At 35.2% G+C, this 25,963-nt stretch carries 20 protein-coding genes and 1 tRNA gene; 13 read left to right on the top strand and 8 right to left on the bottom strand.

Translation table 11 applies throughout. The features are described from left to right. The first annotated feature begins 32 nt into the window (after nt 1-32). Nucleotides 33-602 (top strand): hypothetical protein, encoded by a 570-nt coding sequence (locus EQG68_RS00280; RefSeq protein ID WP_129462789.1) that lies wholly within the window; start codon nt 33-35, stop codon nt 600-602. A gap of 51 nt (nt 603-653) precedes the next feature. Here EQG68_RS00280 and EQG68_RS00275 read toward each other — a convergent pair whose 3' ends face one another. After that, nucleotides 654-1,007, bottom strand: coding sequence for a toxin-antitoxin system YwqK family antitoxin (locus EQG68_RS00275; protein ID WP_129462788.1), 354 nt, complete (start codon nt 1,005-1,007; stop codon nt 654-656). A 246-nt stretch (nt 1,008-1,253) separates the two neighbouring features. On the opposite strand from EQG68_RS00275, the gene aspS reads away from it, so the two are divergent. The 6 genes from aspS (at nt 1,254) to EQG68_RS00245 (ending at nt 6,379) form a co-directional block, all read left to right on the top strand. Further along, entirely contained in the window at nt 1,254-3,005 is a 1,752-nt protein-coding gene (aspS, locus tag EQG68_RS00270; protein WP_129462787.1) for an aspartate--tRNA ligase, read from the top strand. A gap of 158 nt (nt 3,006-3,163) precedes the next feature. After that, nucleotides 3,164-3,397 carry a hypothetical protein gene (locus EQG68_RS00265; protein WP_129462786.1) on the top strand — a complete coding sequence of 78 codons (234 nt, stop codon included), beginning with the start codon at nt 3,164-3,166 and terminating at the stop codon, nt 3,395-3,397. An 86-nt stretch (nt 3,398-3,483) separates the two neighbouring features. Next, on the top strand, nt 3,484-3,681 hold the full coding sequence (locus EQG68_RS00260) for a cold-shock protein (RefSeq protein ID WP_129462785.1): 198 nt from the start codon (nt 3,484-3,486) through the stop codon (nt 3,679-3,681). A 310-nt stretch (nt 3,682-3,991) separates the two neighbouring features. After that, nucleotides 3,992-4,501 (top strand): GNAT family N-acetyltransferase, encoded by a 510-nt coding sequence (locus tag EQG68_RS00255; RefSeq protein ID WP_394343604.1) that lies wholly within the window; start codon nt 3,992-3,994, stop codon nt 4,499-4,501. Between the two features lie 89 nt (nt 4,502-4,590). Continuing rightward, the gene (locus EQG68_RS00250; RefSeq protein WP_317125504.1) at nt 4,591-5,895 is read left to right on the top strand and encodes a Y-family DNA polymerase; all 1,305 of its coding nucleotides are present in this window, start codon (nt 4,591-4,593) and stop codon (nt 5,893-5,895) included. A gap of 52 nt (nt 5,896-5,947) precedes the next feature. Beyond that, entirely contained in the window at nt 5,948-6,379 is a 432-nt protein-coding gene (locus EQG68_RS00245; RefSeq protein WP_129462783.1) for a LexA family protein, read from the top strand. A 60-nt stretch (nt 6,380-6,439) separates the two neighbouring features. On the opposite strand, the gene EQG68_RS00240 is transcribed toward EQG68_RS00245, so the two are convergent. Then, nucleotides 6,440-10,183: a tail fiber domain-containing protein gene (locus tag EQG68_RS00240; protein ID WP_164975351.1), complete on the bottom strand. Its 3,744-nt coding sequence runs from the start codon at nt 10,181-10,183 to the stop codon at nt 6,440-6,442. Between the two features lie 285 nt (nt 10,184-10,468). Here EQG68_RS00240 and EQG68_RS00235 point away from each other — a divergent pair, with 285 nt between their 5' ends. After that, nucleotides 10,469-11,206: a LytR/AlgR family response regulator transcription factor gene (locus tag EQG68_RS00235; protein ID WP_246011580.1), complete on the top strand. Its 738-nt coding sequence runs from the start codon at nt 10,469-10,471 to the stop codon at nt 11,204-11,206. Further along, nucleotides 11,206-12,675, top strand: coding sequence for a sensor histidine kinase (locus EQG68_RS00230; RefSeq protein ID WP_129462780.1), 1,470 nt, complete (start codon nt 11,206-11,208; stop codon nt 12,673-12,675). The genes EQG68_RS00235 and EQG68_RS00230 overlap by 1 nt, the downstream gene beginning before the upstream one ends. Before the next feature lie 94 nt (nt 12,676-12,769). On the opposite strand, the gene EQG68_RS00225 is transcribed toward EQG68_RS00230, so the two are convergent. The 5 genes from EQG68_RS00225 to EQG68_RS00205 form a co-directional block, all read right to left on the bottom strand. After that, the gene (locus tag EQG68_RS00225) at nt 12,770-13,195 is read right to left on the bottom strand and encodes a hypothetical protein (protein ID WP_129462779.1); all 426 of its coding nucleotides are present in this window, start codon (nt 13,193-13,195) and stop codon (nt 12,770-12,772) included. Nucleotides 13,196-13,199: 4 nt separating this feature from the next. Further along, a complete protein-coding gene (locus EQG68_RS00220; RefSeq protein WP_129462778.1) occupies nt 13,200-16,394 on the bottom strand; it encodes a tail fiber domain-containing protein in 3,195 nt (1,064 codons plus the stop codon). Nucleotides 16,395-16,648: 254 nt separating this feature from the next. Next, the gene (locus tag EQG68_RS00215; RefSeq protein WP_129462777.1) at nt 16,649-18,403 is read right to left on the bottom strand and encodes a sensor histidine kinase; all 1,755 of its coding nucleotides are present in this window, start codon (nt 18,401-18,403) and stop codon (nt 16,649-16,651) included. Between the two features lie 9 nt (nt 18,404-18,412). Next, nucleotides 18,413-19,039, bottom strand: a complete 627-nt coding sequence (locus tag EQG68_RS00210; RefSeq protein WP_129462776.1) for a response regulator transcription factor — start codon at nt 19,037-19,039, stop codon at nt 18,413-18,415. A gap of 102 nt (nt 19,040-19,141) precedes the next feature. Next, nucleotides 19,142-19,221, bottom strand: a tRNA-Leu gene (locus EQG68_RS00205). A 287-nt stretch (nt 19,222-19,508) separates the two neighbouring features. On the opposite strand from EQG68_RS00205, the gene EQG68_RS00200 reads away from it, so the two are divergent. The 4 genes from EQG68_RS00200 (at nt 19,509) to EQG68_RS00185 (ending at nt 22,569) form a co-directional block, all read left to right on the top strand. Next, the gene (locus tag EQG68_RS00200; RefSeq protein WP_129462775.1) at nt 19,509-20,450 is read left to right on the top strand and encodes a ribose-phosphate pyrophosphokinase; all 942 of its coding nucleotides are present in this window, start codon (nt 19,509-19,511) and stop codon (nt 20,448-20,450) included. Between the two features lie 91 nt (nt 20,451-20,541). Beyond that, complete coding sequence (locus tag EQG68_RS00195; protein WP_129462774.1) at nt 20,542-21,150, top strand: 50S ribosomal protein L25/general stress protein Ctc; 609 nt, start codon at nt 20,542-20,544, stop codon at nt 21,148-21,150. Nucleotides 21,151-21,400: 250 nt separating this feature from the next. Next, nucleotides 21,401-22,024, top strand: a complete 624-nt coding sequence (gene pth, locus EQG68_RS00190; protein WP_129462773.1) for an aminoacyl-tRNA hydrolase — start codon at nt 21,401-21,403, stop codon at nt 22,022-22,024. Between the two features lie 41 nt (nt 22,025-22,065). Next, nucleotides 22,066-22,569, top strand: a complete 504-nt coding sequence (locus EQG68_RS00185; protein WP_129462772.1) for a hypothetical protein — start codon at nt 22,066-22,068, stop codon at nt 22,567-22,569. Between the two features lie 64 nt (nt 22,570-22,633). Here EQG68_RS00185 and EQG68_RS00180 read toward each other — a convergent pair whose 3' ends face one another. Then, nucleotides 22,634-25,912, bottom strand: a complete 3,279-nt coding sequence (locus EQG68_RS00180) for a reprolysin-like metallopeptidase (RefSeq protein WP_129462771.1) — start codon at nt 25,910-25,912, stop codon at nt 22,634-22,636. Between the last annotated feature and the right edge of the window lie 51 nt (nt 25,913-25,963).

The raw sequence follows: 25,963 nt of genomic DNA, 5'->3' as shown, positions 1-25,963 counted from the left end.
GTGGTTTTTTTTATCTTGCACAAAATATTTATATGAAAAAAATCCACCTCATTAGCTTTATTTTAATCTCTTTTCTTTTTTTAAGCTGTGCCAATGAAGAAGTGCAATCCATTAAAGTAAAAGGTCAATATGAAATTGAACTGCCCAAAATACTATCCAAAGCAGACAATCTACATGAAGATGCTTCCTTACAATACCAAAATATTTTTAGTGAATTTTACACCATTGTAATTGACGAACCGATTGCAGACTTTAATGACATGGTGAAATTTGATTTTCTATTAAAGGAAAATTATTCCCCTGATTTAAACGGATACGCCTATTTGTTGAAGGATAATTTGTCTGCTGCTATTAAAAAAGGAAAAATTTCTCCTTTAGAAAGCACTAAAATAAATGGTATGGAAGCCAAACTAATGACTGTAAGCGGAACAGTAGACGGACTAGATATTTATTACCAACTTGGCTTTTTTAAAGGAAAAGAACATTATTATCAAATTGTGAATTGGACAGAACAAAAAAGAAAAGAAGACCATATCGAAGCAATGGAAAAAATCATTTCCTCCTTTAAAGAACTAAATCGCAATAAAAAGAAAATACAATAAAAAAAGAGCTTCATTCTAGAAGCTCTTTTATTTGGTTAAATATTTAGGTAGTTAATTCTTATTTACTTGCACTATAGCCCCCTGTGACCATTTTTTCACTTGTGCGATTCTGCTTTCTGAGTAATCCACTTCGGTTAAATCAGCTCCGGTCCAAAAAAACCATTTGCCAATTTTCATTCCGTTTTGGTATTGACCCATTGCCACTTTGTTTCCGTTTTCATCATACGAAACCCATTGTCCGTGCACTTTTCCATCTTTGTAGAAACCTTCTTGTTGCACTTGACCATTATCGTGATAAAAAGTTGACTTCACCATTTGGTCAACTACTTCATGTTTTGCATTATCATCTTGAGCAAATAAAGCTCCCGAAACTACCAGCATTGCTGTAATAAATAGCTTTTTCATAATCTTTCGTTTTTAGCAGGTTAACAATTACTAAACAAATATACACATTATTTTACAATAAAAAAACTTTTACTTAACAATTTAGTAACATTGGGTAAAAACTTAACATTGGAAATATGACGATGGGTAATCGGTAATGGGTAATCAGGATGACCAATCGCCCATCTTCCATTACCTTTTACCCTAAAAAATCAAATTTCTTCAAACAAAATACTACTTTTGCAACTCAAAAAATTTCGAATTAAGATGTATAGAAGTCATACTTGTGGGGAATTAAACAGTTCGCACATTAATACAGAAGTTACCTTAGCAGGTTGGGTGCAAAAATCGCGTGATAAAGGATTTATGAATTGGGTCGATTTACGCGACCGTTACGGTATTACACAATTAATATTTGATGAAAGTCGAACCGAAAAATCAGTTTTTGAAGCCTCCAAAACACTTGGAAGAGAATTCGTAATTCAAATTAAAGGTACTGTAATCGAACGCGAAGCAAAAAATAAAAACATTCCTACCGGAGATATTGAGATTTTGGTTTCGGAATTAACCGTTTTAAATGCTGCTCAACTTCCTCCGTTTACCATTGAAGATGAAACGGATGGTGGTGAAGACATCCGCATGAAATACCGTTATTTGGACATCCGAAGAAATCCGGTTAAAAACTCCTTGATTTTCCGTCATAAAGTGTCGATGGAAGTACGAAACTATTTATCCAATCAAGGTTTTTGCGAAATTGAAACGCCTTATTTGATTAAATCTACACCTGAAGGAGCAAGAGATTTCGTCGTGCCGAGTCGAATGAATGAAGGACAATTTTATGCGTTACCGCAATCGCCACAAACTTTTAAACAATTGTTGATGGTGGGCGGTATGGATAAATATTTTCAAATTGTAAAATGTTTTAGAGACGAGGATTTGCGTGCCGACCGTCAACCGGAATTCACCCAAATCGATTGCGAAATGGCGTTTGTGGAACAAGAAGATATTTTAAATGTGTTCGAAGGATTGACTCGACATTTATTGAAAGAAATCAAAGGCATAGAAGTAGAGAAATTCCCAAGAATAACCTACGATTACGCCATGAAAACCTACGGTAATGACAAACCGGACATTCGTTTTGAGATGAAATTCGGTGAGTTAAACGCCGTAGCTCAACACAAAGATTTTCCGGTATTTAATGCAGCCGAATTAGTAGTCGGAATTGCCGTTCCGGGCTGTGCCTCCTATTCCAGAAAAGAAATTGACGCCTTGATCGATTGGGTTAAACGTCCTCAAGTAGGAGCCTCAGGTATGGTATATGTCAAATATGAAGTAGATGGCAGTCTAAAATCATCCGTCGATAAATTTTATGACGAAGCTGATTTGAAAAAATGGGCTGAAATCACTAACGCCAAACCCGGCGATTTAATATTAATTCTTTCCGGTAAAGCCGATAAAACCAGAACACAATTATCAGCCCTTCGTATGGAAGTTGCCACCCGTTTAGGTTTAAGAAAACCGGACGAGTTTGCTCCCCTTTGGGTAGTTGATTTTCCGTTGTTGGAATGGGACGAAGAGTCGCAACGCTACCACGCCATGCACCACCCGTTCACTTCGCCCAAACCGGAAGATATGCAATTGATTGAAACGGATCCCGGAAAAGTCCGTGCCAATGCCTACGATATGGTGTTAAACGGAAATGAAATCGGTGGTGGTTCTATTCGTATTCACGACCGAGATTTACAAAGCAGAATGTTTTCCTTATTGGGATTCACACCCGAACAAGCCGAAAACCAATTCGGATTCCTAATGAATGCCTTTCAATTCGGTGCACCACCTCACGGAGGTTTAGCATTCGGATTAGACCGTTTGGTGGCGATTTTAGGCGGACAAGAAACCATTCGCGATTTCATCGCTTTCCCAAAAAACAACAGTGGTCGCGATGTCATGATAGATGCTCCTTCTGCTATTGACGAAGCACAATTAAACGAATTACACATCAAATTAAACCTAAAATAAAACCATTTAACCACATAGAAACATAGGTTTGACAAGTCTACTAAACATAGATCAATGCTTGATTTCGCATAGCTATGTTCTACTAATTAGAGTGAAACGACCCTTTAATTAATCCGTTCATTCTATGTTTCTATGTGGTTTTTATTAAAAACAAAACCATGAAATACGTCATTCGCATTCTGTTCTTTATCGTTTTGGCCTTTATTGGCTACGGATTTTACATTAAAAATACCATCGGAGACGAAGGCGACAAATGGGTGGGTATTGGTGTATTAATCAGTGCATTAGTGCTCATGCCGGTTTTTTTATGGCATCGATACAAAAACAAGAATTTAGAGGACTATATGTTTAAATTTGACAAAAAAAACGAGGAAAACACTGAAAATCAATAATTTTCACAAAAAAGTAACATTGGTTTAACATTCGTATTTAATTATAGTTTACCTTTGGCCATTATTAATTATTTTTTTATTACACAATGCGTACAGGTACAGTAAAATTTTTCAATGAGTCTAAAGGTTATGGTTTCATCACAGATGAAGAAACCGGAAAAGACATCTTCGTTCACGCAACTGGAATCAAAGCTGAAGAGCTAAGAGAAGGTGACCGCGTTTCTTATGAAGAAGAAGAAGGTAGAAAAGGTAAAGTAGCAGCTCAAGTAGCTGTGATCGAATAATATACATTATTTAGATTACCGAATGAATGGTTAACGTCTCGAGCAATCGAGACGTTTTTTTTTTCATCATTCGTTGTTCATCATTCATCAGTTCGTTATTTCTTAGAACATAAATGAAAAAAAAATTGGAAAAATTAGTAAAATAATTTGGGCGTGCCCCAAGGGTCGTGCTTTCACCACTCGCTTTTTTGTTACAGCCCGTTGGGCTGAAACAAAAAGAGCTCAAACAATGGCTCAATCACTCACGCAGGCTGTGCTTCAATAGAAAATTGTGCTAACTTTGTAACTTTCATTATATATCAGAACACAGATTAAGATGAACTACGAATTCCGCAAAGCCACCCCCATCGATGCTCCACACATCTGGACTATTTTGCAACATGCTATTCTCCGCCGAAAAGCCGATGGTAGCAACCAATGGCAAGACGGTTATCCCAATCCGGAAATTATCCAACAAGACATTGAAAAAGGAATTGGTTATGTATTAACCGATGGGGAAACAATTGTAGGTTACAGTGCCGTTTTAATCAACGACGAACCGGAATATGATAACTTGCAAGGCAAATGGTTGACCACCGGTGACTTTGTTGTTTTTCATCGTGTAGCCATTGCGGAAGGTTATACCGGCCAAAATTTGTCTAAAAAAATCATTGATTTTATTGCTGCATTCGCTTTAGAAAATAACATCCGTAGCCTCAAAGCTGACACCAATCATGATAATTTTGCCATGATGAACATTTTTGAAAAAGCCGGTTTTGTTTTCTGTGGCATTGTGCATTTCAGAGGAAGTCCGAGACGAGCGTATGAGAAGGTGTTGTGAGTTATCTGGTGTCTGGTGACTGAAAACTCCCAACTCCTGACTCCCAACTTCCATCCCAACTCCAATTTCTTATCAACATTAACATTCGTTTGTTTCCAAAAAAAGGTACAATCTACTACCTTTATACCATGTATGCATTAGTGGATTGTAATAACTTTTATGTTTCCTGTGAGCGGGTGTTTCAACCTCAACTGAATGGAAAACCGGTGGTCGTGTTGTCCAACAACGACGGTTGTATCATTTCCCGCAGTGATGAAGCGAAAGCCCTTGGCATTGCGATGGGAGCTCCTGAGTTTCAAATGCGACAGGTATTGAAACAACATCAGGTTACGGTTTTTTCTTCTAACTATGCCTTATATGGAGACATCAGTAGTCGGGTCATGGCAGTTTTAGGACAATTCACTCCTAACATAGAAGTGTACAGCATCGACGAAGCCTTCCTCAACTTTGATGGCATAAATATCCCCGATTACCAACAATACGGTTTAGAAATGAAAAGGCGAACGTTGAAATGGTTGAGTATTCCCGTTTCTGTGGGCTTTGCTCCTACTAAAGCCTTGGCCAAAGTAGCCAATAAAATCGCCCGTAAATTTCCAAAAGAAACCTTAGGCAGTTATGTGATGGATACGGAAGAAAAACGCATCAAAGGCTTAAAATGGACCAAAATTGAAGACGTTTGGGGCATCGGGTTTCGGTTGACCAAAAAAATGAAAGGTCAAAATATTCATACCGCTTATGATTTTACGCTACCGCAACACGAACAGTTTATCAAAAAAGAAATGGGCGTAGTGGGCAACCGTTTGCGATTGGAATTATTGGGTCAATCGGTATTGGAATTAGAAGAACCCAAAGACAAGAAAAACATTGCTGTAACCCGCAGTTTTGATGGCACGATTTCCACTTTTGACGAAATGAAAGAACGCGTTTCTACCTTTGCTACCGTTTGTGCGGAGAAACTTCGCAAACAACGATCATGTTGCTACGGAGTCATTTTATACCTCAGAAAAGACAAACACAAAATAGAACGAGAGCGGTATAATTTTTACCGTATGGAAACCTTGCCTTTTGCCAGTAATTCCTCCATCACAATCAGTAATTTAGCGGTAAAAATGTTGAAAGAACTGTTTGAAGAAGGTGAAATTTACAAAAAAGCAGGTATTATTGTCACGCAAATAATTCCGCAAGACCAAAAGCAATTTCATTTGTTTGAAGAAGAAAATCCGAAGCATCAAAAAATCATGGAAGTGATGGATGCTTTTCATCAAAAAACCGGCGAACGCAAGATTCGGTTGGGCAATCAGGATTTGCAACGCACCTGGAAAATGCGGCAGCATTTACTTTCACCAAAATATACGACAGATATTCGGGATGTTTTTAAAGTAAATTGTCACTAATGTTTAATTTTGTGAACTTTGTGCCTTCTTTGTGCTCATTGTGGTTAAAAATATGACAAAAACGAAACTTACCTTTTTTATCCCGGATTTAGAAAATCCTATCGAACTTCCTTTTATTAAAGCGGGAATTAAGGCCGGATTTCCTTCGCCAGCGGCTGATTTTGATGAAAGTAAAATCAGTTTAGATGCCGTGTTGGTGAAAAACCGAGAAACCACTTTTTATGCCAAAGCTTCGGGTACCTCAATGATTGGAGCCGGAATTGACGATGGCGATATTATGGTCATCGATCGTAGTTTGGAACCCAAAAACAATAAAATTGCCGTTTGTTTTTTAGATGGGGAATTTACGGTAAAACGCATTAAAGTAACTCAAGAAGAAGTCTTTTTAATGCCCGAAAACAAACTGTTTGACCCAATCAAAATTACAAAAGAAAACCAATTAATCATTTGGGGCATAGTGACTTATGTTATAAAAAAGTTATAAAAAAATCCCTTTCGCAAACCACTAAACGAAAGGGATAACCACTAACTAAACTTCCAAACATTATTTTTTTTCTAGGGATTCAAGGCGTTGTACTAATTGTTGAACTTGTTCTTCTAATTGTTTAAGCCTTGCAATTTCAGCTTGTTGTTTTTCAATGATGAGTTGTTGTTCTTGAATGGCTTTGATGGCTATAACCGACATACCTGAATAATCCAAAGTATATAATTCAACTTCCTGCCTTTCTGAATTAGTGCTTTTGTAGACAAATTCCGGGAAGATCTCTTCAACTTCTTGAGCAATTAATCCAATTTGCTTCGTGTTTTTGTTATCATGCTTAAATGTATAACTAGATGGTTTTAATTTAGTTAACTTAGAAAGTATCTCCTCAAGAGGTTGAATATTGGTTTTTAGTTTTCTATCTGAAATTGAGGTATATACACCATTTGTTTCGTTAAAATTTCCTCGTTGAATACCATTATAATACATTCGCAAAGTATTATTATTCCAAAATTCCCAACTGTTTGTTCCGTTCGACAAACCTAAACCAAAAGCCCCAATTTGATTTATATGTAAACTAAATAATGGATTGCTTACATTTATTCCTACTCTTGTATTTGTAAATGGTGTATTTCCACCCAGAGCAATTGCATTACTTCTTTCCACAACAGCACCACTTCCAATGGCAACTGCATAATTAAGATTTGAATTTAGAACATTAGCATTTGTTCCAATAAAAGTATTGTTGTTTCCTTCAATATTACCATATCCTGCTTGATATCCCAATGAAACATTTCTGACCCCTTGGCTTGAATATAATGATTCTTCTCCGATAGCTATGTTTCGTGATACTGATATTGTAGAATTATGTAACATTAAAGCTCTACTTCCAATAGCTATCGCTTCGTTGGAATTAATTGAGCTTTGTAATGCTTGGTTTCCAATAGCGATATTCCCCATTCCCGATTGTAAATCTCTCAATGCATTGCCTACTATCGCGATATTCCCATTCCCTGTCAAATTATTTCTCAGAGTATTTATTCCAATAGCAATATTATTACTCCCTGTTGTTAGTGTATTTAAGCTATCTGTTCCTAAGGCAACATTAAAAGAACCAGTTGTCAAATTAGTTAGAGAATTGCGACCAAAAGTAACATTATCAAATCTCAATCTTCCAATTGTTTCTGAATTTCTTCTAAAAATTAAATCTACATTATCTGTAGTACCTATAAAATTTGTTGTTGGATTTGTCCCAGCATTTCCGTTTAAACCCCAAGCAAATGTGGTTGGACTTTGCCATGATGCATTACCAGCTCCATCCGTTTGCATGACTTGACCGTTTGTACCTCTAGATAATGGAAGAATGTAATTATTACCCGCCGTTGCTCCAATTGCCACTCTACCTAAAAAATAGCCAGAAAAATCTGTTGCTCCTCTTACGTCACTGTAAACACCATATTTAAGACCACCTGCTGCAGCCGGAAATGTATTAAACACACCATATTTTGTTGAAGTGGAAGCATTTGAGGCTGAGATGGAATTATAGACACCATAAAAAGTCCCGTTAGCAGATAAAGAATAATCATTTCTTACTCCATAAGAAATAGAAACATTAGTGCCTCCAAAAAAATTATTAAGTCCAAAAAACTGTCCGTTTCCGGTTGATGTAAATGAATTATTGTAGCCAACTTTATTTCCATTACCTGGGGTTGTAAAACTGTTCGTTATTCCAGTTACACTTGCATTTGAAGGATTATTAAACACATTGAATATTCCGTTTATATTTGCTGTAGAGGTTGGAGTAATACTTTCAAAAACATTTCGAAAACCGGTAAATGTTTGTCCTGAACTTAATTCTCCACCAATACTGTTTACAATCCCGGTACCAGAATTATTGTTAAATGTTGAACTAATTCTTAATGAAGCACCATTAAGCACTTCTGAAGTATTGTTAATTCTTAATGCATGTTCAAGTGGTCCTACATTTTTATTGATACTTAAACCATAATTTCCATCGATTGCAACATCCAAAGCATCAGCATTAATAACTCTACCTACACCCGGTCCGCCAAAATCATAAGCTTGATCTAGAGAGCCTGATGAATTACTTTGAAGGTACTCTTTCGTCACAACTGCTTTACCATCAGCGGCATTAATCATAGCATTGGTAGTTGAAGGTAAACGAGTTAGCCCATTTTTTAATACAATCATTGCATCACTACGTTCAGCGATATCTACCACGTTATTGTTATTCGAGTCTATCGCATTTCCTATAACGAATAGTCGATCTGTTGCATTGGCAACTCTAAATCGTATATTTCCATTTAGTGAAGGTGTATAGTCTGTAGAACCAATTCCAAGAACCGTTTCACCAAAACTATATGCTGTATTATGATGCCCAAATGAAGTAGAGGAAGTTCCTCCTGCAACAGTTGTATTTCCTAAAGATGTAGCTCTAGAACCTGATGCAATTGTGTTATAACCAAATGATGTTGAACCAGTATTTGAAGCTAGAGTATTTTCTCCAAAAGCTGTTGCATCAGCTCCACTAGCCTCAGTATTACTTCCAAAAGTAGTTGATGCAAAACCTGAGGCAATTGTGTTTCTTCCAAAAGCTGTTGAATTAACTCCGGAAGCTAAATTATTACTTCCAAAAGCTGTTGATGCTTCTTCATTTGCCTGAGATTGATAACCAAAAGCTGTTGATGCATATCCATTGGCTTGTGTAAAATAACCTAATGAGGAAGAATTAGGGCCAATAGAGATATTATTTAAACCTATTGCTAATGAATTTGGTCCACTTGCAACAGAATTCTGTCCCATCGCAACAGATTGAATTCCGGTTGCTTGTGTACTAGCTCCAAAAGCAACAGAGTTACTTCCAGAAGCAATTGAATTTACACCAAATACTACTGTGTTTCCACCTGATGCTTGAGTGTTGTCACCAAAAGCTACTGAATTATTATTAGTAGCTTGTGTACCAACTCCAAAAGCAACTGCATTTAAATTAGAAGCAATCGTGTTGTTTCCAAATGCAATTGAAGCAGTAGAAGATGCTAGATTATTGTTTCCTACTGCTAATGAGGAATTACCCGAAGCAACTGAATTAAAACCCATTGCTATTGAAGATGATCCTGATGATTCAGTATTATATCCAAAAGAAAAAGAATAATTATTGGTTGCTCTAGTATTAAAGCCGAAAGCACCTGAGGAATCACCTGTTGCCAAAGAATTTCTTCCAACTGCAAATGAATAATTACCTACATTTATATCATCCCATTGGTTACCATCAACAAAACCAGCTCTAAAAGCTGCTTTTCTTGGATTCCAAACCATTCTAGTGCCACTACCTGATGGAGCTAAAACTCCAACTCCAAAAAATCCTGTAGAGACTAACCCATCTGTTCCGGAGATTGTAACTGCACCATTATTGGCAATAATTGTTCTGCCTACACCGGGACCGCCAAAATCATACGCTTGGTCAAGGGTACCTCCATCGGTTCCTTTTAAGGCCATCCATGTTGTAGTCCCATTGTCCCAATAGTAAAATCCGGGCGGATTACTACCGGAAGTTGTGGTCAAATAAACCATCATGCCTTGTTGAGCTACTCCGGGATTGGTTGATGGAAATGCATCAACTTTTGGTATTAATATGCCATCAGTATTTGATGGATTTGTTTCATTTGACGATTTGATTTCCAATTGTGCATTTGGTGAGGTTGTGTTGATTCCCACTTGAGCAAAAACAAAACTTGAAACGAATAGAAAAGAGAGAACGAATGCTTTCTTTGGATTAATTATTTTCATAAATAATTTTTTAAAAACGACTTTCATTATACATTATACCTCAAATTTCAGAAAATGTTTTCCATATATTAATTATAAAAATTGAAATTGGGTTAAAAACGAATATAATTGGTTGATTTTTAAAGTAAATTTGATTTTCGATTTGAAATCAAAACCATATGTTTAAATTTCCGAAAATAATTTTATTTCAGTCATTTGTCACGCAATAGCATCCATTTACACAAAATAGTAAAATCAATACCATTATTTATTAACTTGCATAGTTTATAATTATTATATTTAATTATGAATGCTGTTTTAATAGACGATGAATTGAATGCCCTTAAAAGTTTGGCTTGGGAAATTGAAACTTTCTGTAATGATGTTACGGTAATAGGTCAATTCTCAGACCCTCTTGAAGCATTAAAATATGTTGAAAAAAACACCGTAGATATTATTTTTTTAGACATTGAAATGCCTGGATTAAATGGTTTTCAATTCATTGATCTTTGTCCCGCAAAAGGCTTGAAAATTATTATTACTACGGCTTATGATCAATATGCCATACAAGCCATTAAAAAAAGAGCCTTTGATTATTTATTAAAACCTATTGATAGTGACGACTTAAAAGAGTGTGTAGAAAAAATCAAATTTGAAATAAACCAAGAAAAATTACATGTTGATATTGAAAAAATACTTTTAGATTTTACGAGTAAAACGAACTCAAATTATCAACGATTAAGCTTTAATTCAGAAAGTAAATTATTTTTTTATAATGCTGATGATATTTTGTATGTAAAAAGCGAAGGCAATAACAGTTACATTTATTTTGACAAAACCAAAAAAAAATTAATCAATCATAACCTAAAAGCGGTTGAAGACAAACTCTTAAATTTTCCTTTTGCCAGAGTTCATAACAGCTTTATCATTAACTTGAATAAATTAATTGAGTTTAATAAATCAGAACAATATGTAATTTTAGATTATGATGTGATTATTCCCGTTTCTCGGCAGAAAAAAGATGAACTTATAAACAAGTTGTAATGCAAGAAGCAAGACTTATTTTATGGCATATCGTCATTTCTGCATTAGTTGTTTTTTTTATCTTAAGTTTGATAATCTACAACCAAACAAAAGAAAAAGCGTTTAAATATTACGCCCTTTACAATCTTTTTTTACTGTTATACTTATCCACAAAAACAGTTTATATTGAACCTGTTTTATCTTGGTATGCCAATAGTCGTTTTTTCGCCCTCAATTGGATGAATCAAATCATTTATAATTCCATGATGGTTTTTTTCTATATACATCTGTTGGATTTATACAACCATTACAAAAAACAAACTACTTTTTTTGTTAGATTTTTGAATATTAATTTAATCATAGCTATTCTTCTTTTTTCTCTTTCTATAGTTTTGCACAATGTCGCTTATATTAAAAATTTTTTTTTATATTTATTTACACCTTTACTTACTATTTATAGCCTTTATTTTTTAAAAAATGTTTATTTATTAAAAAACACTCTCTCTAAGCTAGTCCTTTGCGGCACTTTAATCTACACGGGATTTGTATTGTTTGCTTTGTATAAAACATTAATCAACGATTACTCTATTGCACCAATAACCTATTTGTTAATTGGTGTTTTTGTTGAATCGTTGCTTTTCATGACCGCATTAGGTTTTAAAATCAAAAACATTTATTCTGAAAAAATTATCATGCAAGAAAATGTTATTCTGGAGAAAACTAAACTTAATGAATTAAAAGAACAACATCAAAAAGAGTTAGAAAATAAGTTGCTTTTACAAGAAAAAATTCTCCGATCTACATTAGAAAAAACAGAAAACGAAAAAATTGAGCTATTGAAATCTAAATATGAAAATGAAATTCTGAATCTCAAGTTAGATGCTTTAAGAAGCCAAATGAATCCTCATTTTATTTTTAATGCCTTAAATTCAATTAAAGTTTATTTTATCGAAAATAATAAAGAAAAAGCGGTGTATTACCTGAACAAGTTTTCTAAACTTATTCGGAATATTTTGGAGTTTTCAAAACGCGAATACATCACTATAAAAGAAGAATTAGAAGTTATTGAATTGTATCTAACCATAGAAAACATTCGGTTTAACAATGCAATCTCACTGGTTTTTGAACAATTAGAAGATGCTAAAATGACTGAAAAAAGAATTCCCGGATTAATTCTTCAACCATTTGTCGAAAATTCCATTTGGCATGGTTTAATGCGAAAAGAAGGTCATAAAGAGATTAAAATAGGATGCATAAACGAGCACAACAAAACCGGTCTTTTTATTCAAGATAATGGAATTGGTCGAGAAAAAGCCAAAGAAAATAAAATGAATTCTTTTAAAAAAGACTCGTTGGGAATTGAATTTAGTATTGAACGATTAAATAATTTTAATCTGCAAAATCAATTGAATTATACCTTTGAAATTATCGATTTAAAAGATGAAAAAAATCAACCCAATGGAACAAAAGTAATTTTATGGCTTAATTAACATAAAAAAATCCCCTTCCGCAAACCACTGCCGGAAGGGGATCAACCACTAAAACTAATTTCCAATTTTTAATTCGATGACTCTGTGATATAATTTAAAACCAAATGGTTGCTTCGCCTATACTTTTTAATTCGGTAATTGCTGTGTCAGATAACGTTTTTTCTATTTTTAAAAAAGCTCTTTTTACTCTCAAAAATTGATGAACGCCTAATTCTGTATTTTCAGGAATTTCAATTCTTGTTGTTCCATTTTGGGTTTCTACAATCAAGGTGACACAACTATTCCCACCACCATGATTATTGACATTGATAAAGATTGTACTGGAACTTTGTGACTCAAAAAGTAACTGCTTGTTAAGATCTTTTAATGGGCATGTGTTTAGATTTACAATCACTAAATCACCACCAACTTGTTCCAATCCATTGGTTCTGGTTAGTTCATACTTTAGGGAACTTTGTCTTGTTTGAGCTTGTGTTGTAAAACAAGTAAAGAGAACTATAACAATAATTATTCTTTTCATAATATTATTTTTTTTCAAGAGTTTCTATTCTATCAATTAACATTTGAAGTTGATTTTTCAATATTTCAATTTCATTGTTTTGATTTTCAATAATTACTTGTTGATCCTGAGTTGCTTTTACAAGAACAGGAATTATTTCAGAGTAATTAACTCCTAAAAGAGGTGTTTTTTTCCAGACTTTTCCTTGTTGTTCTTCCTTCCATTCGGAATCAATTACTACTTCGGGCAACACTTCTTGTAAATCTTGAGCTATAAAACCCAAGTGTTTACTATTATTGTCAATTTGAGTATTATTCCATCTAAACGTAACAGGTTTGAGTTGCATCAATTGGTTCAAACCATAATGAAGTGGTTCAATTTCTTTTTTCTCTCTACGATCACTTGTATTGATAATTCCATTAGTGGCAAAAACAGTATTCCAGCGGTTACCTGCTTGACCCAAACTTTGTGTGCCATCATTCATAGGCATAAACCGAGTAATTTGAAATTGATACAAATCATTTATCGTAGTCAATTCATCACCACTATTAGCGATAGTTAAATTGGGTCCTATGTTATATATTCTCCAATCGGTATTTAAATTGCCTCCTCTATGAAAGTCTATAGCTACATTTGAAGTTGAACCACCGGTAGATGTATTCGTAATTTTTACAGCTGTTAAACCTGCCGGACCGGAAACATGGAGTTTTTCATTTGGAACCGTTGTTCCAATTCCAACCTCCCCAGTAGGTTGTAAAGTCATTAATGTACTTGAAGTAACTGCAGTAGCTGCGGTTGCACTGGTGCCGATTTTAAAACTATCAGCAGATGTATCTAAACCTAAATTAAAATGTCGAGCACCTGAAATTCCCAAGTGTATCAGTGCATCGCCTGTTCCTGACTGTTCTAAATAAAGTTGACCATTTGTTGTGGAAGCCGAGTTACCTAAAATGTGAATATTTCGGCTTGGAGTTGTTGTTCCTAAGCCTAAATTTCCACCAGAATCCAATCGCATACGTTCAAGATTGTTTGTTCGAAATACAAATGACTGATTATCGGAAGTTCCTATAAAATTTGTTGCAGGATTGGTTCCGGCATTTCCTAAAACACTCCATGTGTTTAAATCTTGCCAAGAAGCTAATCCGGTTGCACTACTTGTTAATACTCTCCCTGCTTGTTGATTTCCATCTACCATTCGAATATTTCCTATCACTTCTAAAGGTGCAGTTGGAGCAATTGTACCAATTCCCAAGTTTCCATTAAATATTCGCATTCTTTCTACATTATTGGTTTTAAAAACCAATGGTTGTGCATCAGATGTACCAATAAAATTTGTAGTCGGATTGGTTCCTGTATTTCCATGAATGTTCCAATATTCATTTGTAATTGGGGGTACAACAGGGGTTACTATACCACCTCCTCCTTCCGGATCAATAACAGTAAGTACTCTGTGTGCATTAACATTTAATGGCCCCGCATAACTAGCAGGCGTTTGCACAAAATTAGAAGAAACCGTGTTTATAGTTGCCCAATTGATCGATATAGTTTGCGTTACAAATGGGGTTACACTTACCGGATATGAAAAATTAATATCCCAAATGGGTCTATTTGTACCTCCTACAATATCTTCAACAGAAGTTTGAAAACCTTTTACGATTGTTCCGTTTAGCAAAACATCAAAGAAAATAGGGGTTTGACCTTGAGCTTGAAACCCTGAAGCAGAAAAATTAACTAAAATTATGTTAGATTTTGGCGTAAAGGTGATTTCCATTTCCGGCATTAATGTTTTTGCAGAAGAAGAAGTTGCATTCGTTGTCCCCAAGGCGGTATAATATTTCGTTTTACCGTTATTCTCTTCCAATTTCACCCATTTTGTTCCATTCCAATAATGAAACCCGGGTGTTACTTCGTTTTCTCCCACTCCTGCAGTTGCAGTATTATATACTAATGTACTTTCGGGAAGAGCACCTCCGCTTGGATTGATTATCGGACTGGTAATATTCGCTGAAGTTAATGCAACTCTAGGCACCATAATACCTTTATCATTTGAGTCTATGTCTAATAAAGCTTCTGGAGTAGAAGAACCTATTCCGGTTGCCCCGTTTTTTAGCACAACCATTGCATCACTGCGTTCAGCAGGATCAACAGTGTTATTATTGTTGGAATCAATGGCATTTCCTATCACAAACAATCGGTCGGTTGCATTGGCAATTCGAAATTGAGAATCACCGTTTAGTGAAGGTGTATAGGTTGTTGCACCGATACCAATTACAGTTTCTGATTGACTAACAGAACTATTAAAACTACCCATAACAGTAGAATTAAATCCACTTGCATTAGTTGCATTTCCAAGAGAAAATGAATTTAATCCACTAGCCGTACCGCCAAAAGAAGCTGAACTGTCTCCACTTGCATTGCTAAAAGATCCAAATGCAAAAGAACTACTTCCAGTTGCATTTGAAACAAACCCCCCAACAAATGAATTAATTCCAGTTGCATTTGTCCCACTACCAAAAGAAGTAGAATTTGACCCAGAAGCATTTCCCCCAAAAGAAGTAGAAGATGCTCCAGAGGCGTTACCTCTAAAAGACACTGAACTAATTCCTGAAGCTAAAGAAGAGTTTCCAATAGCCACAGAATTATTTCCTGATGCTATAGTATTTACTCCAAACGCAATAGAATTTTGCCCAACATTAGTATCATCCCACTGTGCTCCAGAAACACTTCCTGCTCTAAATGCTGCTTTTCTTGGATTCCAATACATTTTTACACCAGCACCACTTGGAGCTACCGCACCAAAGTTTAAAGTACCAGTAGAAACTAACCCATCCGTTCCATTAATTAAAACCGCACCTGCATCAGCAGTAATGGTTCTACCATTACCCGCTCCGCCAAAGTCGTAGGCTTGGTCTAACGTACCTGTATCAGTTCCTTTTATCGGAATCCAATTGGTAGTAGTATTATCCCAATAATAAAACCCCGGTGGATTGCTACCAACCGTTGTGGTTAAATACACTAACATCCCTTGTTGAGCGGCAGTTGGGTTTACAGCCGGAAAAGTGTCAATTTTGGGAATTAACATTCCATCCGTCGAAGCTGGTGCAACTTGATTTGATGACCGAATATCCAATTGTGCATTGGGAGAAGTTGTATTGATTCCCACTTGTGCGACAGCAAAAGTTGAAAATAACAGTAATTGCAATAAAATAATTTTTTTCATACTAGTGGTTTTTTGAAAAAATAGTAAATCCTATTTTTAGTGGTTTCTGAAGTATAAAATTCACTTAATCAAACCATTAGTACAATACGATATTATCCGTAGAAGTTTGTAAGTAAGAAAAATTTAATACATTAGTAAAATCAATACTTTAAATCATCTTAACCCACTTTTAATCCCTTTTCGAAGCTATTTAAGCATAAAAAAATACGCCATTTAGCGTATTCCTATTTTCTTACAAACTTATTTTACATCATTTACAGTGGAATTTTAAAAACGGTTTGTAATCCATTTTGGGTTTTGATATTTAAAGTTCCTTTCATTGCTTCTACTCTTTTTTGGATGTTTTTTAATCCATTCCCAAAAACATTTTCTTTCTTCATTCCGATTCCGTTATCACGAATAGTTATTTGAATTTGCTTTGATGTAACCAAATCCATATTCAACACTATTTTGGTGGCCTGAGCATGTTTGAGGGAATTATTCAGTACTTCTTTTATGGCATAAAATAAGTTCTTTCTTAAATGACCATTCATTTTTATTGAATCACTCTCTTTGATGGATGAACTAAATAAAAATTCAATTGGTGTTTCTTCAAAAAGTGTTGCTCCATACATTTTGACATATTCCGAAAAATGTTGAAGTGTGTTCTGTTCCGTATTTAATGACCAAATAAATGCATTTAACCGCTGAGAAATTTCTTTCCCCGTTAGATTAATTTTAGAAGCTAATACTTTGTTTTTTTCTGAAGTCTCTTCATTTTTTAAAAGTAAATCAGCATGAATAAGAATGCTGCTTAAACCGCTTCCGATATCATCATGTAAATCTTTACTTATTTCGTTCTTTTGATGCAGTAAAGTTTTTTGAATTTTATTTTTTCTCCTGATAATGACAATTACTAGGGATAAAATAATCACAGAAAGCAAGGCCGCAATCAATTGAAGAATCGTGAATTTTCGTTGCTTTTGTAATTCTTCTACTTGAAGCAAAAGCAATTTATTTTCGTTTTTGGCATATTGCTCTGTAATACTTTGAATATTTGTATTCCCTTTAAGTCTGGTTTCTTCGTTTATTTTTATGATTTTTTCCTGAACAAAAGCCAGCTTGTCAATTTGCTTATTTTTTTTGAAAACCTCTTGAGCAATCGTATAAAAATACTGTTGAAACGTTGCATTAATAATTTTTTGATTGATGAGTTCTACTCCTTTTTCAAACAACCGATTGTGTTCAATTGGATTATTTTCGAAACATTGCATTAAATAACCATAGTTAAGCAAAACAATATCAAAGTACTCACTTTTTTGTGCGGATAGTATACTCTTTTCAAAATAGAAAACTGCACTATCCGTTTTCTTTTCCTCTAAATAAATTTGACCAAACGTTTGTTCAGTGTTTGGTATGCCTCTTTTACTGTTGGTATTTTTGGCATACTGATAGGCTTTCTCGTTATACCAAGCAGCTGAATCCGTTTGATGTAATTTTAACTTTAATTGTGCAATATTATTGAAAATGTGTTCTTTTTGAATCGTACTTCTTATGTGTGAAGTGCTATTCTTTTGTGGTTGAAATTCTCTTGAATTCCAAAGCGATTTTTGTGCATCTTCCCACTTATTCATTTCTATCTGGTTAATTCCTTTAAAGAAATAACCATTAGCTATCCACAAACTATCCTTTTGTTGCTTTGCTTTTAAAATGGCTTTATCCGCCTCATTTGTTCCAAATTGAAACAAACCATCGTAATAAAAAAGTTCAGACTGCAAACTGTGAATGAAAATAATTGTGGTATCAGATTGTTTAGGAGAAATTAAATCTTTGGTTATGTTTAACCATTTTTGAGACGATTGGATATCATCCGTTTCCAAAAAATGCTCCGCCAAAAGAAATGAATTTGCAATTTTACAATTGGTCGTTTTGCAATTTTCAAATTCCCTTAGCTTCTCTTTTTCAGCAATACTTTGAGCAATTCCAAAAGAGAAAACTAAAACTAAAAAAAAGGTTAAATAATGTTTCATGTCCTTTTTTTAGCGTTTCAAATATACATTAACCGCCTCTACTCTCGTATTGACATGTAACTTTTCATAAATATTTTGAATGTGCTTACGGACCGTACCTACACTAATCTCCAAAACCGCTGCTACTTCCTTGTTCATTTGCCCTTTGGCTAACAATTCTAAAATCTCTCTTTCTCTGCCGGTTAACGATTCCGTCAATTTATTTTGTGATTCCATTTTGGAAAAACTAGCTACCACTTTTCGGGCGATGCTACTACTCATTGGGCTTCCGCCTTCAAATAATTCGTCTAAAGCACCAATAATTTTTGCCGGGCCTTCGGTTTTCAATATATAACCACTTGCACCGGCTTCTAAACTTTGAAAAATTTTATCATCATCCTCATAAGAAGTACACATTAAAAAAAGTACTGAGGGACAGGAATTTTTCAATTTATTCACGCAACTAATTCCGCTTTCTCCGGGTAAATTTATATCCATCAAAATGGCATCCACATCCAAATCGGGTAATTCTTTTAAAGCCATCTCGGCATTTTCAAAACTTCCGGCTAATTCAAATTGATCGGTAAATTGAATCATCAAACCCAATGCTTCTCGCAAATCGCGGTCATCTTCTACTATCCCAATTCGTTTTTTCATTCATTCAAAATTTTAAGCAATATTAAAAATAGTAAAACTTTTTTGAAATACGTAAATGAGCGTATGAAAATAAAAAAAACCTCCCATTACTGAGAGGTTTTGTACCCGGAGTGGGAATCGAACCCACACACCTAAGTACACGAGTTTGAGTCGTGCGCGTCTACCAATTCCGCCATCCGGGCTAATTTAAGATGAAATTATTTTTAGCTAATTTTTAAAAAAAATTAAGTAAAGATAACGCCATCCGGGCAATTTAGATTTTTAAGTTTTGACTAATTTTTAGAAAAAATTAATTAAAGACTTTGCCATCCGGGCAGGGATGCTTATTTGTGGGTGCAAATGTAAATAATTTTTTGAGACATTTTCAAGAAATTTGTGGAAAAATTCCTTTCTAAGTTGATTTTTATTTCTAAATTTGCACCTCGTTTCGACGACACACAACTAACTAACTACATAACAACCATTTAAAATGTCACACAACGAACCGGAAGCAAAAATATTTGCTTGTTCAAAAAGTGTATACTTAGCTGAACAAATAGCTCAACACTATGGAATTCCGCTAGGTAAAGTAACGTTCTCTGAATATAGTGACGGCGAGTTTCAACCGTCTTTTGAAGAATCTATTCGCGGATTGCGGGTGTTCATCGTTTGCTCCACTTTTCCGAGTGCAGACAACTTGATGGAACTTTTGTTAATGATTGATGCTGCCAAAAGAGCCTCAGCCAGACACATTACACCGGTTATTCCATATTTCGGATGGGCCAGACAAGACCGAAAAGACAAGCCAAGAGTGCCGATTGGAGCCAAATTAGTAGCCAAATTACTGGAAACTGCAGGAGCAACAAGAATTATGACGATGGATTTACACGCCGATCAGATTCAAGGTTTCTTTGAAAAACCGGTTGACCATTTGTTTGCTTCTACCATCTTTTTACCGTATGTAAAAAGTTTGAATTTGGAGAATTTAACGATTGCTTCACCCGACATGGGCGGTTCTAAAAGAGCTTATGCCTACTCGAAGTTTTTAGAATCGGATGTGGTGATTTGTTACAAACAACGGAAAGTAGCTAACGTCATTGACACAATGGAATTGATCGGAGAAGTAAAAGGACGAAACGTTGTTTTGGTTGACGACATGATAGATACCGGCGGTACCCTTGCTAAGGCGGCCGATTTAATGATTGAAAAAGGAGCTTTGAGTGTTCGAGCCATTTGTACACATGCCATATTATCCGGCGATGCGTATGAAAAAATCGAAAAGTCACAATTAAGCGAGTTAATCGTTACCGATTCAATTCCGTTAAAGAAAGAATCGAACAAAATCAGAGTGGTGAGTTGTGCACCGCTTTTTGCAGAAGTCATGCACATGGTGCAACACAACAATTCCATTAGTGGGAAGTTTTTGATGTAGTTTGTTGAGTGATTAGTGAATAGTAATTAGTGATTAGCAAATTACAGACAACAGAAAAGAATTTTTATTTATTAATTTTATATATTTTACAATGAAATCGATTACGATTAAAGGATCAGAAAGAGAAAGCGTAGGCAAAAAGTCAACAAAAGCCTTACGTGATGCTGGAATGGTTCCTTGCGTTATTTACGGAGGAGATCAACCAGTACATTTTGCAGCAGAAGAAAAAGCGTTCAAAAACTTGGTTTACACTCCCAACGCACACACTGTTGTAATTGAATTAAATAGTGGGAAAAAGGCAGATGTTATTTTACAAGACATTCAATTTCACCCCGTATCAGACAAAATTTTACACATCGATTTCTATGCGTTAAAAGACGACAAAGAAATCATGATGGAAATTCCTGTAAAAATTACAGGTACATCACCAGGTGTATTAGCCGGTGGGGTACTACGTTTAAACCAAAGAAGATTAAAAGTGAAAGCTTTACCTAAAAACCTTCCTGATTTCGTAGAAGCAAACATTTCCGGTTTAGAAATGGGTAACAAATTATATGTTACCAAAATTGAAACCAACAATTTCAAATTGATGCACCCGGATAACACAGTTGTATGTCAAGTGAGAATTTCACGTGCTGCTATGAAAGCTGCTCAAGAAGCTGCCAAAGCAGAAAAAGGTGGAGCAAAAAAGAAAAAATAATTTCTATTTTCTCAATACTAAAAGCATCGGTTTACGCCGGTGCTTTTTTTTTGAACCTAATCCTGCTGTCCACTTCAAGCTTGTTTGCCACAACCGTTTTTTCTAAGCCGCTCCAAAAGCTTCCTCTGGTCGCTTTGGGTCGCCAAGAAAAAATCGGTTTTGTCTGCACAAGGCTTTCCGTTACCATCTGGGGTAAAACGTACTCCAAATCAAAATCGGCTACCAATAGAAACTTTTGTACTTTTGCATCATGATTAATTGGATTACATCACTTTTTCAAACCCAAAAAACCGTTACAAAACCGGATATGAAAAAATTTCTAATCGTCGGACTCGGCAACATCGGAGCCGAATATGTCAATACCCGCCACAACATCGGATTTAAAATACTTGACCATTTTGCCAAAAAAGAAAGCATCCCTTTTCAAACCGCTAAATTGGGCGACGTGGCCGAATTCAAAATCAAAGGAAGAACATTACTGCTTCTGAAACCCAACACCTACATGAACCTCAGCGGAAAAGCTGTGAAATATTGGATGGAAAAGGAAAACATCGAGAAAGAAAATATATTGGTTATTACCGACGATTTAAACCTAAGTTTTGGTACTATCCGCATCAAAACCAAAGGAAGTGATGGCGGTCACAATGGTTTAAAAAGTATTCAAAGTTTATTAAACACCACCGAATATCCTCGTTTTCGTTTTGGCATCAGCGACCAATTTAAAAAGGGACAACAAGTCAATTATGTGTTAGGCGAATGGGACGAAGAAGAAAAATCAAAATTACCTGAGCGACTAGAAAAATCTGCCGAAATCATTCAATCCTTTGCTTTAGCAGGATTAAACAACACGATGAACGAATTCAACGGAAAATAATTGGCTTACTTTTTGAAATATTAATCTAAAAACCAGAAATCATGAAAAAAATAATTGCACTATTTCTATTTGGATTATTATTTTCCTGTACCGCTCAAAAAAATATGTCCACAACTATGTCAAAAATTACAAGTGAATGTCCGAAAGATGGAGCGTGTGAAGTTGAAATTTTAAAAAATAAGCAACTTTTACTTCTACATGATGACTTAGGAGGAATGTATTATGACATCAAAGATCACGATGGCACAACCGTCATTCATTTTCAATACAACAAAACAACTGAGGCCAATTTACAAGACGGACATTACCGAGAAGATATCCTTTTTGAAGTAAAAAATTCTGACAAATCATTAAACCTTACTGATTCTGAACTACAACAAACCAACCTTATTTTTGGTCGTCATTGCTTTTGCAAAGGACAAACTGGTTACTTCAAAATTAAAAAAGGAAGACTAAATCTATTTTCAAAAAAAGATGAAATCCATTTTGATTTATCCTTTGAAAATGAAAAAGTTCCGCAACTTATTCGTTTTATTTCAATATAAAAAACAAAAAAGCCCATCATTCAAAAATTGAAAACGGGCTTTTATTTATCCGATTATTGAAAATCTATTCAACAATCAATCGTTTTGTTTCTTGATTGTTTCCGTCTGAAACTTTTACTAAGTAAACCCCGACTTGTGGATTTACCAATTGTATTTCTTGGTTAAATGTTCCATTATTAGCATACGATTGTTCAAAAATCAATCTTCCTCTCATGTCGTAGACCGCTACTCCAATTTTTTCAGACTCTACTTGATTCATCGCAACTGTAAAGTTTCCTTTTGTAGGGTTTGGATAAAGTCCAAAATCAAATCCGATTAAATCATCTATACTAGCCGGAGCATTTTCACTACAAATATCTAAACTCCAACTGTTGATTGCACCTCCATCTTGATTAAAAGTATCCTGTACTCTTAACGTCCAAACTCCCTGCGAATTTTGACCATTTAAAGCGGAAAGCGGTTGCTCTGGAATTAATACTCCAGAAATTGCAGGGTTCTCACCGCAAACTAAAACAATACCGTTATCATCAAAGGTAGCTATTGCATCGGCATCACCTTGGTTAGGATTACATTCTCTATTTAATAATTGCACTTGTGTACCTGATGGACTAATCAATGTTACAATTAAATCATTTATCCAAGAATGTGAAATATTTAATGACACGGTAACTTTTTGAATTGAAACATTATCTTCCGTAGGAATTGTCAAAGTTGAGTTAACCGTTGGTGTACCACTGGATGGAATTACAATCGGTACATTAGTTGAAACTGCAGTTCCACAAAATGTTGTTGAAAAAGAGAATGCAGAAGAATAATTCCCTAAACAAGCATTGTTTCCCGGTGCAACTCTCCAATACAATGTCGTTGCATTTGGCAAATTGGAAGAAACATAACTATTAGTAGCAACTGAATTCTCCTCCACTATTGAAGTAAAAGATGGATCGGAAGCAATTTGAATGGTATAAATTGTGGCGTTTGGATCAGCACTCCATGAAAATGAAACTCCAGAAGGCTCTACAACTGCTGCATTAGCCGGAGAGCTCAATGAAACTGTAGCAAAATTTCCACTCACAATTTCCAAATACATATTTACGGTTTTGGTGATTGAGCCAGAAGTTGCCGTAACCGCAATGGTATGTAATCCAATTGGAGCAATTGCATTCGTTGTTACCTGCATTTGAATATTACCCGGCGTTGAAGTTGAAGAAGGTACAAAAGCAACAGTTGTACCCGTTGGGTTACCTGTTGCAGAAAAAGTAGTAGTCGCATTAAAACCTCCAAAAACCTGATAATCTAAATTAAAAATTGCGTTACTTCCTTGACATACTGATTTATTCTGTTCTCCTTCCACGCCGTTAAAAGCAATTGCCATGGTAGCAGTTGGTGCTGTGATGGAAAAATTTGAATTAGAAACATCTAAAAAGATATTATTATGTCCTTTCACCATGATTCTATTTGTGGTTCCGATAGTATTTGGAACGGTAATGATTTCTGAACCATCATTAGGAACTTTGCTCGCTAAAAGAATTGGAAAACTTGAACCTCCACTGTTAGAAAAATATATATCAACATAAGGTGTGTTTACACCGTTGGCCGTTGTTCCTGCCACATCCCAGGTAACATTTTGATTTGTTCCGGCGGCCCAAGACACACTTGTATTTGGAGCTGTAACTAAAAACGGTCCTGCATTAGCAACCGTTGTTACCGACATATTAGTTCTTGCAGTTTGACCTCCGTTCGGAGTTCGATTATCTCTAACAACTAAAGAAAAATTCATTGTTTTGGCGATGGATGGCACAACTTCCCATGTATTAGAAGTAGCCCCGGTTAAAATCGTTGGCATGAAAGGCATATATCTATCTGGACTTGTGGATGGGTTTCTTGAACGAAATCTAGGGCCATTTGCTGCATCCGTTGCAGTTGGTGGTTGAATTGCAATACCTGTATCGGTTTGCTCCCAACAATAAGTTAAGGCATCTCCGTTAGCATCAGTAGCATTTCCTTCTAAAACAAAAGCTGTACTCCTTGGAATGGTATAATTTTGAATGGGTTGAATAATGGGTGCATCATTATTATTATTGATATTATTCGAACAATTTCCGGCTCCAGCAACAAAATTATCCATTTGAGCTAAACTAAAAGCATGAAAATAAGCGTCCGAATTGTTTTGTACATTTGGTGAACAAATTCCTGCATAACCCATTATTGTTGAAGCACTTCCCGGCTCAACTGCAGTTGCTGAAGTTCTTTGACAATTATTATTTTGGGTATGAGTTGCTCCAAACTGATGCCCCATTTCATGAGCCACGTAATCTACATCGAAAGGGTCTCCAACCGGTGCAAATGAACCTGTAATTCCACGAGCTTTATTACCGGTACAAGGTGCATTTAGTTGAGCTAAACCACCACCTCCGGTACTGACAGTATGACCAATATCATAGTTGGCTGAACCGATAACATTGTCAATAACTGTTTGACTTTGATTAATTAATGTCCCGGCATTGTTATTGTCAAATGTATCAGAAGTAATAAAAATAACATCTAAGTTATTGGGGACCAATTGCATGGTTAAAGACATATCTCTTTCATAGATTCCATTAATTCTTGTCATGGAAACATTCATTGCAGCTAAAACAGCTCCTTTTCTTGTTGCTTCTGGTGTAGCTGCTGTCATTCCGGCGGCTTGCCAATGAAATTGAGCATATTCTATTGTACAAGCCATTGCAAGTCTATAGGTTCTAAAAATACCTGTATCAGAAGCAATACTATTGTTATTTCTGGGAGAAAAATGAATCCCTTCCAATTCAGTTACTTCCTCATCCACAAGGCAATTAAAAGAATTACTTTGAATAATATTCTTTCTGGAATAAACCATGTAATGATTTAAATCAGCCGTATAAGTGTCAATGTAATGTACTTCTCTATTACCGGCAAAAAGCATAGCATGCACTCCAAATAAAGTTATACTAAAACGTACCATCGCAGTTTTGTTTTCCACTCCTATTCCAACATATGATTTTATGTCCGGAAATTGAGCTTGTAATTCAGGATGCATAACCGAAGCTTCATAAATTGTATAACTTTGAAATTCTCCATTAGCATCCGGAAATTCTAAAACTATGTTTGACTGAACAAAATCCTCTCTTTTAGGAGCAACAGAAAGATCAGCTTTAAAATTATTTAAATCCAATGAAAACACCTCGAATTTTGAAGGAATTGTGCTTCGATTAAGAGTTTGCAAGGGTGAATATGCTTCTAGTGATGACTTTTGCCAATGGTTTTTTTGAGCATAACCTGAGAAGGTCATCAACAAGCAACACAATAAAAATAGTAGTTTTTTCATAACAATTAGTTTTTAGGCTTTAAAAATAATGAATAAAATTTATAAAAGCCA

It is taken from the genome of Flavobacterium piscinae, from assembly GCF_004122145.1.
Taxonomy (GTDB): Bacteria; Bacteroidota; Bacteroidia; order Flavobacteriales; family Flavobacteriaceae; genus Flavobacterium; species Flavobacterium piscinae.
The sequence above is the reverse complement of the archived record's forward strand: the minus strand, read 5'-3'. Positions and strand labels throughout refer to the sequence as shown.